At 65.1% G+C, this 13,612-nt stretch carries 19 protein-coding genes; 13 read left to right on the forward strand and 6 right to left on the reverse strand.

The genetic code is table 11. From position 1 onward, the window contains the following. Nucleotides 1-36: 36 nt before the first annotated feature. Nucleotides 37-333 carry a hypothetical protein gene (locus tag KQ303_RS05925; protein ID WP_259729547.1) on the forward strand — a complete coding sequence of 99 codons (297 nt, stop codon included), beginning with the start codon at nucleotides 37-39 and terminating at the stop codon, nucleotides 331-333. On the opposite strand, the gene KQ303_RS05930 is transcribed toward KQ303_RS05925, so the two are convergent. After that, nucleotides 278-1,228, reverse strand: coding sequence for a M48 family metallopeptidase (locus KQ303_RS05930; RefSeq protein WP_259729548.1), 951 nt, complete (start codon nucleotides 1,226-1,228; stop codon nucleotides 278-280). The genes KQ303_RS05925 and KQ303_RS05930 overlap by 56 nt on opposite strands. Nucleotides 1,229-1,395: 167 nt before the next feature. On the opposite strand from KQ303_RS05930, the gene KQ303_RS05935 reads away from it, so the two are divergent. The 5 genes from KQ303_RS05935 (at nucleotide 1,396) to KQ303_RS05955 (ending at nucleotide 5,707) form a co-directional block, all read left to right on the forward strand. Beyond that, on the forward strand, nucleotides 1,396-2,181 hold the full coding sequence (locus KQ303_RS05935) for a hypothetical protein (protein ID WP_259729549.1): 786 nt from the start codon (nucleotides 1,396-1,398) through the stop codon (nucleotides 2,179-2,181). Between the two features lie 4 nt (nucleotides 2,182-2,185). Then, nucleotides 2,186-2,884, forward strand: coding sequence for a hypothetical protein (locus KQ303_RS05940; RefSeq protein ID WP_259729550.1), 699 nt, complete (start codon nucleotides 2,186-2,188; stop codon nucleotides 2,882-2,884). Nucleotides 2,885-2,889: 5 nt separating this feature from the next. Next, nucleotides 2,890-4,131, forward strand: a complete 1,242-nt coding sequence (larC, locus tag KQ303_RS05945; RefSeq protein WP_259729551.1) for a nickel pincer cofactor biosynthesis protein LarC — start codon at nucleotides 2,890-2,892, stop codon at nucleotides 4,129-4,131. Then, nucleotides 4,131-5,123, forward strand: a complete 993-nt coding sequence (locus tag KQ303_RS05950; protein ID WP_259729552.1) for a flippase-like domain-containing protein — start codon at nucleotides 4,131-4,133, stop codon at nucleotides 5,121-5,123. The genes larC and KQ303_RS05950 overlap by 1 nt, the downstream gene beginning before the upstream one ends. A 101-nt stretch (nucleotides 5,124-5,224) precedes the next feature. Then, nucleotides 5,225-5,707 carry a Fur family transcriptional regulator gene (locus KQ303_RS05955; protein WP_233132806.1) on the forward strand — a complete coding sequence of 161 codons (483 nt, stop codon included), beginning with the start codon at nucleotides 5,225-5,227 and terminating at the stop codon, nucleotides 5,705-5,707. Here KQ303_RS05955 and KQ303_RS05960 read toward each other — a convergent pair. Further along, nucleotides 5,658-5,870, reverse strand: coding sequence for a hypothetical protein (locus KQ303_RS05960; RefSeq protein ID WP_255099544.1), 213 nt, complete (start codon nucleotides 5,868-5,870; stop codon nucleotides 5,658-5,660). The genes KQ303_RS05955 and KQ303_RS05960 overlap by 50 nt on opposite strands. Nucleotides 5,871-6,160: 290 nt before the next feature. On the opposite strand from KQ303_RS05960, the gene KQ303_RS05965 reads away from it, so the two are divergent. Together KQ303_RS05965 and KQ303_RS05970 are read left to right on the forward strand one after the other, a co-directional pair. Next, nucleotides 6,161-6,757, forward strand: coding sequence for a Crp/Fnr family transcriptional regulator (locus KQ303_RS05965; RefSeq protein ID WP_259729553.1), 597 nt, complete (start codon nucleotides 6,161-6,163; stop codon nucleotides 6,755-6,757). Between the two features lie 74 nt (nucleotides 6,758-6,831). Beyond that, nucleotides 6,832-7,098 (forward strand): hypothetical protein, encoded by a 267-nt coding sequence (locus KQ303_RS05970; protein ID WP_094510893.1) that lies wholly within the window; start codon nucleotides 6,832-6,834, stop codon nucleotides 7,096-7,098. 160 nt (nucleotides 7,099-7,258) lie between these two features. Here the strand turns inward: KQ303_RS05970 and KQ303_RS05975 are convergent, their stop codons facing one another. Continuing rightward, nucleotides 7,259-7,834 (reverse strand): ferritin, encoded by a 576-nt coding sequence (locus KQ303_RS05975; protein ID WP_259729554.1) that lies wholly within the window; start codon nucleotides 7,832-7,834, stop codon nucleotides 7,259-7,261. Between the two features lie 265 nt (nucleotides 7,835-8,099). Here KQ303_RS05975 and KQ303_RS05980 point away from each other — a divergent pair, with 265 nt between their 5' ends. Continuing rightward, nucleotides 8,100-8,309: a hypothetical protein gene (locus KQ303_RS05980; RefSeq protein WP_259729555.1), complete on the forward strand. Its 210-nt coding sequence runs from the start codon at nucleotides 8,100-8,102 to the stop codon at nucleotides 8,307-8,309. Between the two features lie 3 nt (nucleotides 8,310-8,312). Then, on the forward strand, nucleotides 8,313-9,473 hold the full coding sequence (locus KQ303_RS05985) for an ABC transporter ATP-binding protein (RefSeq protein WP_259729556.1): 1,161 nt from the start codon (nucleotides 8,313-8,315) through the stop codon (nucleotides 9,471-9,473). A gap of 145 nt (nucleotides 9,474-9,618) precedes the next feature. Here KQ303_RS05985 and KQ303_RS05990 read toward each other — a convergent pair whose 3' ends face one another. Then, complete coding sequence (locus KQ303_RS05990) at nucleotides 9,619-9,855, reverse strand: hypothetical protein (protein ID WP_259729557.1); 237 nt, start codon at nucleotides 9,853-9,855, stop codon at nucleotides 9,619-9,621. Nucleotides 9,856-10,292: 437 nt separating this feature from the next. On the opposite strand from KQ303_RS05990, the gene KQ303_RS05995 reads away from it, so the two are divergent. Both KQ303_RS05995 and KQ303_RS06000 read left to right on the forward strand, forming a co-directional pair. Continuing rightward, entirely contained in the window at nucleotides 10,293-10,838 is a 546-nt protein-coding gene (locus KQ303_RS05995; RefSeq protein ID WP_259729558.1) for a ferritin, read from the forward strand. 260 nt (nucleotides 10,839-11,098) lie between these two features. Next, on the forward strand, nucleotides 11,099-12,124 hold the full coding sequence (locus KQ303_RS06000; RefSeq protein ID WP_259729559.1) for a chlorophyll a/b binding light-harvesting protein: 1,026 nt from the start codon (nucleotides 11,099-11,101) through the stop codon (nucleotides 12,122-12,124). A gap of 178 nt (nucleotides 12,125-12,302) precedes the next feature. Here KQ303_RS06000 and KQ303_RS06005 read toward each other — a convergent pair whose 3' ends face one another. Beyond that, nucleotides 12,303-12,611, reverse strand: a complete 309-nt coding sequence (locus tag KQ303_RS06005; RefSeq protein ID WP_259729560.1) for a hypothetical protein — start codon at nucleotides 12,609-12,611, stop codon at nucleotides 12,303-12,305. A 157-nt stretch (nucleotides 12,612-12,768) separates the two neighbouring features. Between KQ303_RS06005 and fldA the strand changes: the two genes are divergently transcribed. Then, nucleotides 12,769-13,293 carry a flavodoxin FldA gene (fldA, locus tag KQ303_RS06010; protein WP_259729561.1) on the forward strand — a complete coding sequence of 175 codons (525 nt, stop codon included), beginning with the start codon at nucleotides 12,769-12,771 and terminating at the stop codon, nucleotides 13,291-13,293. A 34-nt stretch (nucleotides 13,294-13,327) separates the two neighbouring features. Here fldA and KQ303_RS06015 read toward each other — a convergent pair whose 3' ends face one another. Then, nucleotides 13,328-13,600 (reverse strand): hypothetical protein, encoded by a 273-nt coding sequence (locus KQ303_RS06015; RefSeq protein ID WP_259729562.1) that lies wholly within the window; start codon nucleotides 13,598-13,600, stop codon nucleotides 13,328-13,330. Between the last annotated feature and the right edge of the window lie 12 nt (nucleotides 13,601-13,612).

Below are 13,612 nucleotides of genomic sequence, written 5' to 3' on the forward strand. Positions count from 1 at the left end.
CATTCCCTTACGTTCCGTCACCTCCGGTCACCCGTCATGGTCCGTCCCGTGGCTCTCGCGGCCGTCGTCGCGCTCGCCGTGCCGCTGGCGATGCCCGAGGCTCGCGCCGACAACCCCTACGCTCCGCCTACCAAGCAGCAGAACGTGTTCGATGGCCCCGGCGAGCGGCCCAAGGGCGTGCTGGATGCCACCAACCCGCTGGAGCTGATGAATCAGCTGCGGCGCAGCAGTGCCATGGACAACGCCACCCCGCCGGGTGACGCCATCGACCGGGCGCTCAGAGAGATGGAGGCGCAGCCGACGCCGGGTTCGGCGGGAGTGAAGGGGCCGTAGGAGCCCCAGCGCCTGTGGCCCCATCCGGGCTGCTGATGGACGGCGTCGGCGGATCGCTGGTGGGGGCAGGGTTCTTGGTGGCTGTTCCCTTCACTGGCCGCTGCAGGGGTTTCAGGCCCCAGCTGGCGGCCACCTGATCCACCCGTGCATCCCATTGCTCAGGTTTCATCGCCCTGGCCTTGGCGATCAATTCCAGCGCCAGCTTGCTGTTTCCCTGCTGTTGCTTGAGCAGGGCGCGGGCCAGCACGGGCCGCACATCACCGGGGAAGCTGGCGGCAAGGCTGCGGTAGAGGCCATCGGCCTGCTCAAGCTGGCCGCGCTGCAGCATCAGGTCGGCGAGGATCAGGCCGATCGGCAGGGCCTGGGGCTGGAGCTGCGGCTTGGTGGCCGCCACATAGGCGCTGGTGAGGTGCGTCTGGGCCTGGGCGCCGCGCCCCTGTTCCAGCTGCAGCAGCGCCATCAGCTGCAGAGCCTCGATGCGGTCGGACTTGAGGTTGAGCAGCTGACGCACTTCCCGTTCGGCGCCGGCCCGATCGTTCTGGTCGCGGCGCAGCTCCGCCAGCAGCAACCGCAACGACCAGCGATCGGGCTGTTGATCCGCCATCGCCTCCAGCAGCTGGGTGGCCTCCGCCGGTTGCTCCAGCGCCAGCAACAACTGCAGCAGGCGCCGCTGCTCCACATCACTGGCCTGGCCATCGGCCTGCTGCTGCCGCAACCGCAGCATCTCCTGCTGCAACACCTGGCGGGAACGGTGTTCGGCACTGGTGCTGGGGCCTTGCCGGCCAAGCCACCAGCCGCCGATGAGCGAGGCCAGCACCAGCAGAGCCACGCCGAAGCCCGCCAGCACCCCGGAGCGCCTGGAGAGGGCTGAGCCGACGGACGAACGGGGCGACATGTGCAGGGGTGGCTGCGGCAAGTCTGACGCCTGAAGGCACAGCTAGATTCCGCTCCGGGCCGCGGAACGGCGGATCACCCCTGATCACGCCCCCAACACCCTAGATCCCGTCAGGAGTTCGCTCCCGCAGGATCCCCCGCCAGCCCCCTCTGCCAGCGCCCGCTCCAATGCGCCTCCATCCGATTTCCCCGGTCACCGAGCCGATGCAGTACCGGGCCATCGGCGTGGTGCAGGGTCAGTACGTGGCCACCGATCCGGAGCACGACACCCGCGGGCTGATCCGCACGGAAGACGGCACCGAGCTGGAAGCGGTGCTGCTGGGCCGGGTGCTGAGCCTGGTGCGACGTCGCCTCGATCCGGACAGGCCCCACCTGTGGGTGGTGTACCCCCGCTGCCGCGATACCGGCACCCTGCACCTGCAGATCGTGGGCGTGTGGGAACCGAGCACCCTGCTGGCCGCCGAAGCAGATGCTCCCGATGCAGATGCTGCTGCCGATCCCACGGTGGACCAGCTGCCGGAAGGCGATGGCTACTTTTCCGTGCGGGGTGAGCTGGTGTTCACCCGGCCGGAGAGCGGTGAGCTGGTGGTGAAGGTGCGCCAGCAGGCCCGGGGCGAGGAAACCCGCCCGCAGCCGTTCAAGCTGCAGCTGCGCGGCGAGATCCCGCTGGAGCATCTGCGTCACTTCGTGGCCCTGCACCTGCGCCGCGATGGCCAGGCGCTGCGGGTTGAGTCTTATGAGGTGATCGGTCCGGTGGCCCAACGGGGCAATCGCGGTGGCAAAGGCCGTGGCAACGGGCGGGATGGTGCCGGCCGTGGCGCCCCCCGCGGCGGTGACCGCCGCGCCGGTGCTCCGGTGGGATCGGGCGCCAGCGGGGCGCCGGCCAGCGGAGCAGCAGCGGGCAGCCCTGTCCGCGACCCTCAACGCACCGCCATCCGGCGCCCGGGGAGCTGAGGCCATGGCCACGCCGGGTCCCGCAAAGCCGGTGGGGGATGGCTCCACCGCCGCGCTCAACGCTGGCATCGCCGTGGCGGCGATCACGCTGCTGGCGGTGCTCGGCCCGGTTCTGGGTCTCTCTCCATGGATCATCGCCCTGGCCTCCGGCGGCGCCCTCACCGCGCTCAGCCTCGATGCGTTGCGTTTCGGGGGACGCGGCGGCCACCTGCTGGCTGAAGCACTGCCGGGTGGTGCGGGGCGGCTGCACCGGATCGCGGTGCACGAGGCCGGCCATGCCCTCGTCGCCGACCACGACCAGCTGCCGGTGCGGCGGGTGCTGGTGGGCAGCCTGGCCTGCCTACGCGAAGGACTGAGCGCCAACGGCAGCACCGAATTCGAGCTGCCGGCCCACGCCAAGTTGCCGGCCGAGGAGCTGCGCCGCTGGAGCCGGGTGCTGCAGGCGGGCATGGTGGCCGAACAGCTTCTCTACGGCAACTCGCGCGGCGGCTCCGACGACAAGGCCCTGCTCGGGCGTCTCTGGGGTCTCTCCGGCTTTGATGTGGCAACCGCCCAGCTGGAGCAACGCCGCGCCCGCCGCGAGGTGGAGCAGCTGCTGCGGGCACGGCAGAACGAGCTGGAAGGGCGCGCCGAGGCCATGGTGGCCGCCGCCCCGCGGCTGCTGCGCAGCACGGAGCCCCAGGCGGCACCCACCCCCGGCTGACCGCCATGGTGCTGGCCTATCTGGATTGTCCGACCGGGGTGGCGGGCGACATGCTGCTGGCCGCCCTCTTCGATCTGGGCCTGCCGCGCTCCGTGGTGGAAGTCCCCCTGGCGCAGCTCGGTCTGGCTGGCGCCTACCGCCTCACCGTCACCGAGGCCCGCAGCGGTGGCCAGCGCGGCGCCCGCGTCTCGGTGGAGGGCCTGGAGCCGCATCCGCCGCACCGCCACTGGCTGGAGCTGCGTGAGCAGATCAGCGCAGCGCCGCTGGAGCCGGCCCTGAAGCAGCGGGTGCTGGCGGTGTTCACCCGCCTGGCCGAAGCCGAGGGCCGGGTGCACGGCCATGCCCCTGAGCAGGTGCACTTCCATGAGGTGGGGGCCGTCGATGCCCTCGTCGACATGGTGGGCGTGTGCGCCGGGCTGCTGCACTTCCAGGTGGAGCCGCTGATCTGTGCGCCGCCGCCGGCCGGTCACGGTACGGTGCGCTCCGCCCATGGCCTGCTGCCGCTGCCGGCCCCGGCGGTGCTGGAACTCGCGCGCGCGCGGCAGGTGCCCCTTGCCGGCACAGCTGAGCTGCCGGCCGGGGAGCTCACCACCCCCACCGGCATGGCGCTGCTGAGTGAATGGGCCACGGCCTTCGGCGCCCAGCCCTCGATGGTGCCCAGCGCCGTGGGCATCGGCCTGGGTCACCGCGTGCTCGATCGCCCCAACCTGCTGCGGCTCTGGCTGGGGGAGGCCAGCGCGCCCCCGATGGCCGGGCACACGCTGCTGGAGACGGTGCTGCTCCAGCAGGCGCAGATCGATGACGCCAGCGCCGAAGATCTGGCCTTCCTGGCCGACGAACTGCGCCGGGCCGGTGCCCTGGAGGTGTTCAGCCAGCCGGCGTTGATGAAGAAGGGACGCAGCGGCGTGCTGCTCAGCGTGGTGGCACACCCCCAGGCGGCACCAGCGCTGCGGGCGATCTGGTGGCGGCATGGCACCAGCCTCGGGGTGCGGGAGCAACTGCAGCAGCGCTGGTGCCTGCCGCGCCACCAGGCCCAGCTGGCCACCCCCTGGGGGCCGGTGCGGGTGAAGGTGTCGCACCTGCCCGATGGCCAGCGCCAGCTCAAGGCCGAGCACGACGACCTGATCGCCTTGGCCAGGCGCGAGCAGCTCAGCCTGCGGCAGGTGCGCGCGGCGGTGCAGCAGGCGCTCGCCGACCCGGCCGCCCTGGCCGAGCACAATGCGGCGGCGATGCCGGACCAGGACTGATGCCCAACCTGCGCCACCTGGTGACCTCCCTGCCCGGCGGCGTGCGGCTCTGGGCGAGCCTGCTCAGCTTCGGCTTTCTGTTCGCCGCCCTGCTGGCCAATGCGCCGCAACTGCTGGCACTGCGACTGGATCCACAGGGCTGGCTGTGGCTGGTGGTCGGCACGGGGGTAAGCCTGCTGAGCCTGGTGGTCAACGGGCTGGCCTGGAGCGTGGGGCTGCAGTGGCTGGGGGCACGACCCCGCTGGGACACCTGCGTGCGGCTCTACCTGCGCAGCAACCTGCTCAAGTACCTGCCCGGCGGGTTCTGGCACCTGGCCTCACGCGTGCAGTCGCTGCGGACGGGGCCGGAAGCGCCAGCCGCGGATCGGCCCACGCCTCAGGCGCCCCATCCGCTTGCCAGCCGCGAGCCCATGGGCACGGCACTGGCTCTGGTGGCCGTGCTGCTCGATCCCCTGCTGGCGGCAAGTGCCGCCCTGGCAATGGTGCCGATCGGCGGCTGGCAAGACGGGCTGGCACTGGTGGCGCCGCTGCCGTTGATCGGCCTGATGCCGGGTTGGTCGAACCGTGTTCTGAACCGGCTGCAGCGGCAGCGGGCGCGCCAGCTCTCGCTCGATGACGCCACTGACAAACTGCTGCCGGTGTCTCTGCCCGGCTACCCGCTGCTGCCCCTGCTGGCCCAGGTCCCGTTCGTGCTGTTGCGCTTCGCCGGCTTTGCCTGCGCCGTGATCGCCTTCGATCAGCAGCTGTCACTCAGCTGGCCGGTCTGGCTGGCGGGCTTCGCCCTGGCCTGGACGGCCGGGCTGGTGGTGCCGGGTGCTCCCGGGGGCCTCGGGGTGTTCGAAGCGGTGCTGGTGCTCCGGCTCGGCGGCCAGGTGCCGGAGGCGCCGTTGCTGGCGGTGGCCCTCAGCTACCGCGTGGTTGTCACCGTGGCCGACCTGTTCGGGGCACTCACGGCCCGCCTGGACGAACAGCTGGCCAGTGAACGCGCCTGATCGGTGCACAGGCGGTCGAGAACGGAACAATCACGACAACGCCATGGTCTGTCCAGGATTCGCAACAGCATCTATTGTTGAGAAGCACAGCCGCCCACCTGGTGCCCACCCGTTCAGCCACTGGTAGGGGCCAGGTTCCCGCGATTCCTGAAGGACTGCGCAACAGCCTCCACGGCCGCGGGCAGCGGCTGACGCCCCAGCGCCAGCGGGTGCTCGATCTGTTCCGCCGCATCGGTGAAGGCAGCCACCTGAGTGCCGAAGAAGTGCACCAACGGCTGCTGGGGGAGCAGACGCGCGTGTCACTGGCCACTGTGTACCGCACGTTGCGCCTGCTCAGTGCCCTTGAGCTGCTGCGGGAACTGGAGCTGCCGGAAGGCGGGCGGCGCTTTGAGCTGGCCAGCGACAGCCACCGCGATCACCATCACCTCGTGTGCGTGAGCTGCGGCCGCACCGAGGAGTTCGACAGCGCGCAGGTGATGGCAGCAGGAGAAACGGCAGCCCAGACCCACGGCTTCCGCCTGCTGGAGTGTGTGCTCACCGTGCGGGCGCTGTGTCCCCGCTGTGCCGCTGCGGCCCCACGCTGAGCGGCGCCACTGCAGCCGCCCCCCTCTGGCCCTGGTCCACAGCCGTGACCAGGGCGGCTCCAGGGAAGCCCAGCTCCGGAGCCGTGAGGCCGAGCTGTTGATGGGCCCAGTTGGTGGCCAGCGCGGCCAGCAGGGAAGCACGATCACCGCGGATGCGAAGCATGGGGAACGAAGTGGGAATGGGATCAGGTTGCGTCGACGCCGCACAAAGGCCAGCACCGTCACCACATGCGAGGCGCCCAAATAGCACCAGACGTCGTTACCAAAGCCCAGGCCACCAGAGCCCCAGTCCTTACCTGCAAGTACCAGGTAGCCGATCGTCCACAGGCGATCCGCCGCCAGGAACCCCCCGTCGGCGTCCAGGGCTTGCAACTACCAGTTGCTATTGAGAACCACTTGCAAAAAGGCGGGGCAGCTGTTTAGAGTGCGATTCATTCTCAATAAGCCCCATCCGTGAGTTTCCGCTTTCTGCCCGATCAGCCCGCGTCTGCTGTACGCATGCCCACCGGCCAGACGGTGCTCCTCGATCCCCTGCACCGTCCCAGTGGCAGTTGCATCGAGGTGCTGGAAGGTATCGCCCGGGTGTACTGCCCCTGCGAGGAAACCGAGGGAATGACCCTCGCCTTTCTCCAACCCGGCGATCAACTGCGCACCGACCGCCTCTGCAGTGAAGGGGTCTGCGTGGAGGCGCTCACGCCCCTGTGTTTCCGCAGTGACGGCGAAGCGGGCACGGGTGATGGCTTTGACCCCGTCAATGAATGGACGCTGCAACTGCTGCGCATCCGGCACCTCGGCAGTGCCGAGCAACGGCTCCATGCCCTGTTCGGTCTGCTGGTGCGCCGCCTGGGGCGCCGCTGCGGTCCCTGGTGCGACCTTCCCTTCCGCCTCACCCACGAACGCATCGGTGAACTGATCGGCACCACCCGCGTCACCACCACCCGGCTGATCTCGCGGATCCGGCAGGCGGAACTGATGGAAGCGCCCAGCGGCCAGACGGGCATGCGCGTGGCCCCTTCCCTGGTCGAGTCCGCCCCGCTGGCGGCGGCTTGAGCGGAGCGCAGATCGTGGTGTGCTCTTCCCCACTCCTGCCCCCCTGCAGAGAGGCCCCATCGCCCTTGTCCCCGTTGAACGACGGCCCCGCCGACAGCCTGCTGGGCAGCCTGTGCCGTGAAATGGGCAAGCTGCTCAGCCGGCGGCGCCAGATCGCCACACAGTTGACGCGCTGCCGTGATGCCGGCCTGATCCGCAGACTGCAGGGTGAATTGCAGCGCATGGCGGTGCGGCAGGCCGAAGTGCACGCTGTCGGTCTGGCACTACGCCGTGCCCCAGGACTGGATCCCTTCAGTGTGGCCTTTCTGGTGGAACTCAGCCGCCGCCACAGCCTGGCCTGATGAACCGTGGACTAAGCCGTTCAAAGAACAAGCGGGCCTGAAGCGAACAACCAGAGCCATGGCCTGGACATAGCGGATAGGCCTCAGGCTGAACAAGCGGTGGAAGGGATGGTCAAGACCAAACAGACACCGCCTATCTCCAGGCAACTTCAGGCCGGAATCATGCCGCCAGCTTGGACGGTGTTGCTTTGCCACCGTCGAGCTCGGCATCAAGGATCAGCAGCGCCGCAGATTCGCCACCAGCCAGGCGCCAACGACCGAGCCTGTGGGCCGCCTCATCTTCAGAGGCCGTCTGCTGATCAATCAAGGGATCCAGAAACACAGTGGTGCGCACATCGCCGGATTGCTCTGCCAATGCATACAACTGATGCAAAGAGGTGGTGACATCCACTTCCATCTGAAAAACAGACAGAAGCACGTCCTCGATGTCGTTCCACACCTGCTTGGGCGCATTGATACCGCCCAGAACCACAGGCTGGCCACGGGCGATCAGGTAATCGGCGAACAGGCCGGCGTGATTGCGTTCCTGATCCGATTCCGCCTTGAACGTGCGGGAGAAGCCACGCAGATCGCGCTCGGCGAACCAGACGGCCAGGGCCCAATAGGCGGAGCTGGCGTTCAATTCCATCGCCAGATGCTGCTGAAGCGCCTCAAGCAGCACCTCCTGCATGGGCTGGGCCACCGGCCGCCCGCCGCTCAGGAGGGTGCCAGTGGCGTGCTGAGTGCCAAGAACCATGGGTGCAATCCGCTTGATGCCGACTCAGCTTAGAGAGGCGGAAGGGCGAACAGTTCAGCGGCTCGATCCAGCACAGCGGCATGTTCGATTTGTCACACCCTGAGGTGATCACAATAGGAAAATCGCCAGCTCAATCACCTAGAGTTAATGGAGTCTGCTTTAAAGCCATGGCCGGAGCGGCCTCTCACTCTGAACAACTCACTGCCACCCAACCCACGGCCACACGGCAACGTCGCGATCGCATCCGAATCGCCAAGAAAAAAGGGTGCAAGCGTTCAAAGTGTTCGAACTGGAAAGGCGGCTGCTGCCGCTGCGGCCGTTGATCACGCAGCAGCATCAATTGCAATCCGATTTGCGGTTCGTCGTCGCCACTCTGGGCCACCCGCTGCCGGCACCTTGGAGGCCTCGTTTCCGGTGCCGCCAGCATCTGATGGGGATCACCCTTGAGGCTGTCGTCAGCACAGGGGAGGCCTGATTCATGCTGCAGTCGCATCAATCTGACCACCCATCTCCCGATCCCGCTGTTCTCCACGCGCCCAATCCTGCTTCTCTCCACGCGATCGAACTGCAAGGTCTGTGGCACCGGTTTCCCGGTGGCTGCGGCGGTTCGGAATGGACCCTGCAAGGCATTGATCTGCGTCTTGAGCGGGGCGAACTGGTGGGCTTGCTGGGCCCATCCGGCTGTGGCAAAACCACCTTGCTGCGCCTGATCGCCGGCTTCGAGTGGCCGCAGCGGGGCGTGATCCGCCTGGCGGGCCGCGAGGTGTCTGGTCCGAACTGCTGCCTTGCTCCCGAACGCCGCGGCGTGGGCATGGTCTTTCAGGATTACGCCCTGTTCCCCCACCTCACGGCCTGGGGCAATGTCTGTTTCGGTCTCAGACAACGGCAGAACAAGGGCCGTGCCGCCTGGCTGCTCAACCTGCTGGGTCTAAGCGAACTGGCGGAGCGCTACCCGCACGAGCTCTCCGGTGGCCAGCGCCAGCGGCTCGCCCTGGCGCGCGCTCTGGCGCCGGAACCGGCGGTGGTGCTTCTCGATGAGCCCTTTTCCAACCTTGATGTGGAGGTGCGGCTGCGGCTGCGCAGCGAATTGCCCACCGTGCTGGCGCAGTGCGGCACGAGCGGACTGATCGTCACCCACGACCCCGAAGAGGCACTTGCGATCTGTGATCGGGTGGCGGTGCTCCATGACGGTCGTCTGCACCAATGCGCCAGCCCTCAGCATCTGGTCCACCAACCCGCCACCTCCTTCGTGGGGCGTTTCGTGCTGCAAGGCAATGTGCTGCCGGCCTGGTGGCAGGGCTCGGATCTGCACACACTGCTGGGGCCGGTGCAGCCACTCAGAGGTCCCTCCCTCCCGCGCCTGAGTGTTCAGGAAGCATCCGTGGAGGTGCTGGTGAGCCCCGACGACATTGAGCTGGAGGCGGACGATTCCGGCGCCGGCAAAGTGATGGGCCGCGAGTTTCTGGGCCGCAGCTGGCTGTATCAGGTGGAGCAGGGGGATGTGCGCCTGCGTGTACGCCGGCCCATGGACATGCCGCTGCAGATCGGCCAGCACTGCGCCTTGCGTCTGCGTCCTTCTGCCGTGGTGAAAACCTTTCCAGCCACGTCCAGCCCGCAACCCACGCTGGTTCCGAGCTGAGAAAAAACTCCCTCAGCCCACCTGGTGAGGGCGTCCGTCTCCGTCATCAGTGTGGGTGCATTCAGCCAGAGGTGCTGTCATCTTCAGCGCCTCATCCTGTGGCCAATGGCACCTCCAGCAAACAGGAATGCCACTCAGCGCCGGATCAGCCCTCAGGGTCATACTCAATGCGCATCCACAACGTGCGATGGCTGTCGGGTTGCCTCAGCAATTCGAGATGCTCACACTTAAGGCAGCGTGCAGCAGCACTGTTGCCTTGCCTCTCCAGCTGGGCCGTACGCTCCAGGCACCATTGCTGAATGGCACAGAGCTCATCGGTGCGCTTCCTGGTGCGCTGCTCCACGGGCAGGCTGGGAAGTTCACCGGGAAAATCATTGGGCATGGGTGGATCCGTTTGGTGGTCAGGGAGAACTCAGTGGAGTCGGGTAGGGATTACAACCAGCAGATCATGGGTTTCAGAACGTCTCCGGGTCGGTCATGAATCAAAGGGCCTGGTTGTGTCACACATGGACGGAAAGGCTTGGTGATCGTGATGCAAATCGTGGACTGAAAGTCGGAACCACAGCTCATGGCGCAAGTCGCAACCACAGCTGATGGCATCAGGAGGTTCAGGGATTGCAGATTGTTGTCGGCAGATTCTCTCTGAAGCAGCAGCCGATCAACGCGATGAAAGTCACGAGCGGTGGTGATCGATGGTTCGAAGGGCAGTCGTGTGCAATCGCTCATACCCTCTCCGGGCAGACACGACAACCTGTGAACTCTGGCTCACGGGGAGCACTCAGGTTGCTAGATCAAGAGAGACATCACTGAACGAACCACATGAAAGAGTTGACGCAAGCGATCAACACCCACCTGGAGGCTGAGTTTCACGCCAGCCATAGCTACCTGTCGATGTCGATCTGGCTGCGGGAGAAGGATCTTGCCGGCTTCTCCGAATACATGCTCAACAAAAGCAATGAGGAGCGAGGTCATGCCTCCCGCATGATCGATTATCTGCTCGACTGTGACGAACAGGTGATTCTGCCCACCATTCAGTCGCCGCAACGCTCCTGGGACTCCACCCAGGCGTTGTTCGATCAGGTGCTGGTGATGGAGAAAGCCGTCACAGCCTCCATCAACCGCCTGTACACCTTGGCGGAAGCGGATGGGGAGCGAAGCGCTTCCGCCATGTTGGATTGGTTTGTCGAAGAACAGATCCAGGAAGAGGCGGAAGCCCGCTTTGTGCTGCAGCGTCTGCGCTTGGCAGGGGACAACTCCGCCGCCTTGTTGCTCCTGGATCAGCAGTTCCTTGATGGCACCGCTCTCGCCAGCGTGAAGCGTGCGGCCAGCCGCTATCGGGGTGGCGGTGGTGGTGGCGCCGCCTGAGGGTCGCCAATGCCCTGGGAAGGGGCTTCTGGGGCGTTGTGACGAGTGGCCTGTTCCTGAAGGAAGCCGTTCTGGTGAGGTTTCAGCCACTGCCCCGCCAACTCCAACCAAGCGCATGGCCTCGGTCATTGTCTGCAAAGGCACGACACGAACGCTTCATTGATACACAGTTCCGTACGCAATCAGCTGCCAGATAGTCATTTCATACGCACCAATCGCTGGAGCTTCAACTTACATTGACGCTGCCTCGCGCAAGCTTGATGCAATCGTACGGAAACCCAAAGGTCAATTATGACTGGTGGGCAGGCAATTCACTGGTGACCAATGAAGCCGGCACATTCATTTCAGCGCATGCTGCTCATGCCGGCTTGATCATGTTCTGGGCGGGCTCGTTCACCATCTACGAGCTCAGCCGTTACAACCCTGCCCAGCCGATGGGTGAGCAGGGCCTGATTCTTCTGCCAAACCTGGCGCGCCTTGGTCTTGGCGTTGGGGAAGGTGGTGTGATCGCCCATGCGGAGCCGATCATCGCCATCGCCGCCTTCCACCTGGTGAGCGCCGCCGTACTGGCCGCCGGAGGGATGTGGCACCTCTTCCGTGCCCCCACCGACCTTGGCACCACGCAGGGCGGCGCCAAGCGCTTCAACTTCGACTGGGAAGACCCTGCCAAGCTGGGGGTGATCCTGGGCCATCACCTGATCTTCCTGGGCCTGGGAGCCATTGCGTTTGTTGAACTGGCCAAACGGGTGGGCATCTACGACCCTGCCCTTCAAGCGGTTCGAACCGTGCAACCGCGCGTGGATCTGGCCACAATCTGGGGCTATCAGACCAGCTTCCTCTCGATCTCCAGCCTGGAAGATGTGATCGGTGGCCATGTGGTGATCGCCTTCATGCTCACCCTGGGCGGGGTATGGCACATCCTGGTGCCACCGTTGCCCTTCGCACGCAAGCTGGTTCTTCAATCGGCCGAATCGATTCTGTCGTACTCCATTGGATCGGTGGCCTTGATGGGATTTGTGGCCAGCCTCTGGTGTGCCTCGAACACCACCGTGTATCCAGTGGAATTCTTTGGGCCTGCGCTCACGCTGAAATTCTCCTTCTCTCCCTACTTCGCCGACAGCGTGGATCTGCCGTTGGGGGTTCACACCGCTCGTGCCTGGCTGGCGAATGCCCACTTCTTTCTGGCCTTCTTCTTCCTGCAGGGCCATCTCTGGCACGCTCTGCGGGCTCTCGGCTTTGATTTCCGCCGGGTAGGCAAGGCGCTTGAAATGATGGAGACTGCCTGAAACTCCAACGTTGAGTGAACCCCGCTGTTGAACCTCCACTGGTGAAACACTGTGGAAACTCTTCCGCGTTTACCGCAACCAGGGGAAGCCCAGCTGTCAGAACCACGACTGTGAGATTCACAACTTGCCCTGGCCTTCCGGCCAGGGCTTTTTGCTGCGGGCGGCTGCACGCTGAAAGTCAGAGTAGCGACACAGGACTGAGAGAATCAATCAGCTCCCGTTCAAGCCCAGCCTTGATCACCTCAACCGCCTGCAACTCCTGATAAAGCTGAGCCAATGTCTGTTCCTGCACCTGGATGCCCTGCACCAGGGCAAGCTGCTCCTGGGTGAGACCCGGATAATCCAGGCTGAGCTTCTGGATGGGCTGATGCTGGCGGATCTTGCCCAGCAAAGCCGGCCCATGGAGAGCTGGCGTGTTGCTGTGGTGGGGTGTAAAGGCACAGGAGGGCCAGGAGGAGATGGCTGTGAAACTGAGCGTGTTGGGCATGGAATACAAGGCAACAGGATCAACGTAACGTTGATGACTTGATCGCCTGAATCCATTGATGCTGAGCTTATGTCGGCAATGTCACCTGTCGATGTCGTTCCACACAGCTCCACAAGGACTACTGGTGATTAGAACATCAACGTTCTGATTCAGCACAATGCCCGTTCGCATCTTGTTTGCCACCACCACCGGAAAAACGGAGGACGTTGCCACCCGCCTCGCTGAGCTGATCGGACCCTCTGCCAGCGTGCAGGATGTGGGTGATCTCGACGCCACCGAGGAGTTGGAAGCTTCGGGCGACCTGATCTGTTGCGTGCCCACCTGGAACACTGGAGCAGATTCGATGCGCTCCGGAACCGCCTGGGACAGCCACGTGGAAGGCATCCCTGATCTGCAAATGACCGGTCGAACGGTGGCGATTGTGGGACTGGGAGACTCTTCCTCCTACTCCGATTACTTCTGCGATGCCATGGAAGAGCTCTACACGGCATTCATCCAGTCTGGGGCCAGAATGGTTGGCAAGGTATCACCCGCTAGCTACGACTTTTCAGAATCTAAGAGTGTGGTGAATGGGCTGTTCTGCGGCCTGCCTCTCGATGAAGACAGTGTACCCGATGTCACTGATGAACGACTTGCGCAGTGGGTGAAGCAGCTGCAATCAGAAGCTCCCGGGATGTTCTGACACTCTGGAGACAATCCTCTGGGTAGTGATTGCGTCAGCCTTCGTCATTACGTGGTCTCCAACAGGAGGGAAGCCAGAGGATGTTCCAGGCATTGGTTTCCACCAGCATCTCAAGATGCTCACTGGTCAGGCAGCGGGCATCTTCCAGATCGGATCGCAACGACAGCAGTGAAAGGCGTTCCATGCACCAATCCCTGAGGCTGGTGAGCTGCAGGACGCGATTGAGGATCTCGTTATCTTCGCTTGAGTGCATCTGTGACTCGTCCATCACGATCACGCCATGGCAGTGCGATGAGATCATCTTCATGGGGTGTGCTGT

This window comes from Synechococcus sp. CS-1333, assembly GCF_025128015.1.
In the GTDB taxonomy this organism is placed as follows: domain Bacteria; phylum Cyanobacteriota; class Cyanobacteriia; order PCC-6307; family Cyanobiaceae; genus MW101C3.

What these genes read in the sequence shown, in the direction of transcription:
- KQ303_RS05995 (WP_259729558.1), top strand. Translation starts at nt 10,293, where the DNA reads ATGAAAGAGTTGACGCAAGCGATCAACACCCACCTGGAGGCTGAGTTT.
- KQ303_RS05930 (WP_259729548.1), bottom strand. Translation starts at nt 1,228, where the DNA reads ATGTCGCCCCGTTCGTCCGTCGGCTCAGCCCTCTCCAGGCGCTCCGGG.
- KQ303_RS05935 (WP_259729549.1), top strand. Translation starts at nt 1,396, where the DNA reads ATGCGCCTCCATCCGATTTCCCCGGTCACCGAGCCGATGCAGTACCGG.
- KQ303_RS05925 (WP_259729547.1), top strand. Translation starts at nt 37, where the DNA reads ATGGTCCGTCCCGTGGCTCTCGCGGCCGTCGTCGCGCTCGCCGTGCCG.
- fldA (WP_259729561.1), top strand. Translation starts at nt 12,769, where the DNA reads ATGCCCGTTCGCATCTTGTTTGCCACCACCACCGGAAAAACGGAGGAC.
- larC (WP_259729551.1), top strand. Translation starts at nt 2,890, where the DNA reads ATGGTGCTGGCCTATCTGGATTGTCCGACCGGGGTGGCGGGCGACATG.
- KQ303_RS05940 (WP_259729550.1), top strand. Translation starts at nt 2,186, where the DNA reads ATGGCCACGCCGGGTCCCGCAAAGCCGGTGGGGGATGGCTCCACCGCC.
- KQ303_RS05990 (WP_259729557.1), bottom strand. Translation starts at nt 9,855, where the DNA reads ATGCCCAATGATTTTCCCGGTGAACTTCCCAGCCTGCCCGTGGAGCAG.
- KQ303_RS05985 (WP_259729556.1), top strand. Translation starts at nt 8,313, where the DNA reads ATGCTGCAGTCGCATCAATCTGACCACCCATCTCCCGATCCCGCTGTT.
- KQ303_RS06015 (WP_259729562.1), bottom strand. Translation starts at nt 13,600, where the DNA reads ATGAAGATGATCTCATCGCACTGCCATGGCGTGATCGTGATGGACGAG.
- KQ303_RS05950 (WP_259729552.1), top strand. Translation starts at nt 4,131, where the DNA reads ATGCCCAACCTGCGCCACCTGGTGACCTCCCTGCCCGGCGGCGTGCGG.
- KQ303_RS05975 (WP_259729554.1), bottom strand. Translation starts at nt 7,834, where the DNA reads ATGGTTCTTGGCACTCAGCACGCCACTGGCACCCTCCTGAGCGGCGGG.
- KQ303_RS05960 (WP_255099544.1), bottom strand. Translation starts at nt 5,870, where the DNA reads ATGCTTCGCATCCGCGGTGATCGTGCTTCCCTGCTGGCCGCGCTGGCC.
- KQ303_RS06000 (WP_259729559.1), top strand. Translation starts at nt 11,099, where the DNA reads ATGCAATCGTACGGAAACCCAAAGGTCAATTATGACTGGTGGGCAGGC.
- KQ303_RS06005 (WP_259729560.1), bottom strand. Translation starts at nt 12,611, where the DNA reads ATGCCCAACACGCTCAGTTTCACAGCCATCTCCTCCTGGCCCTCCTGT.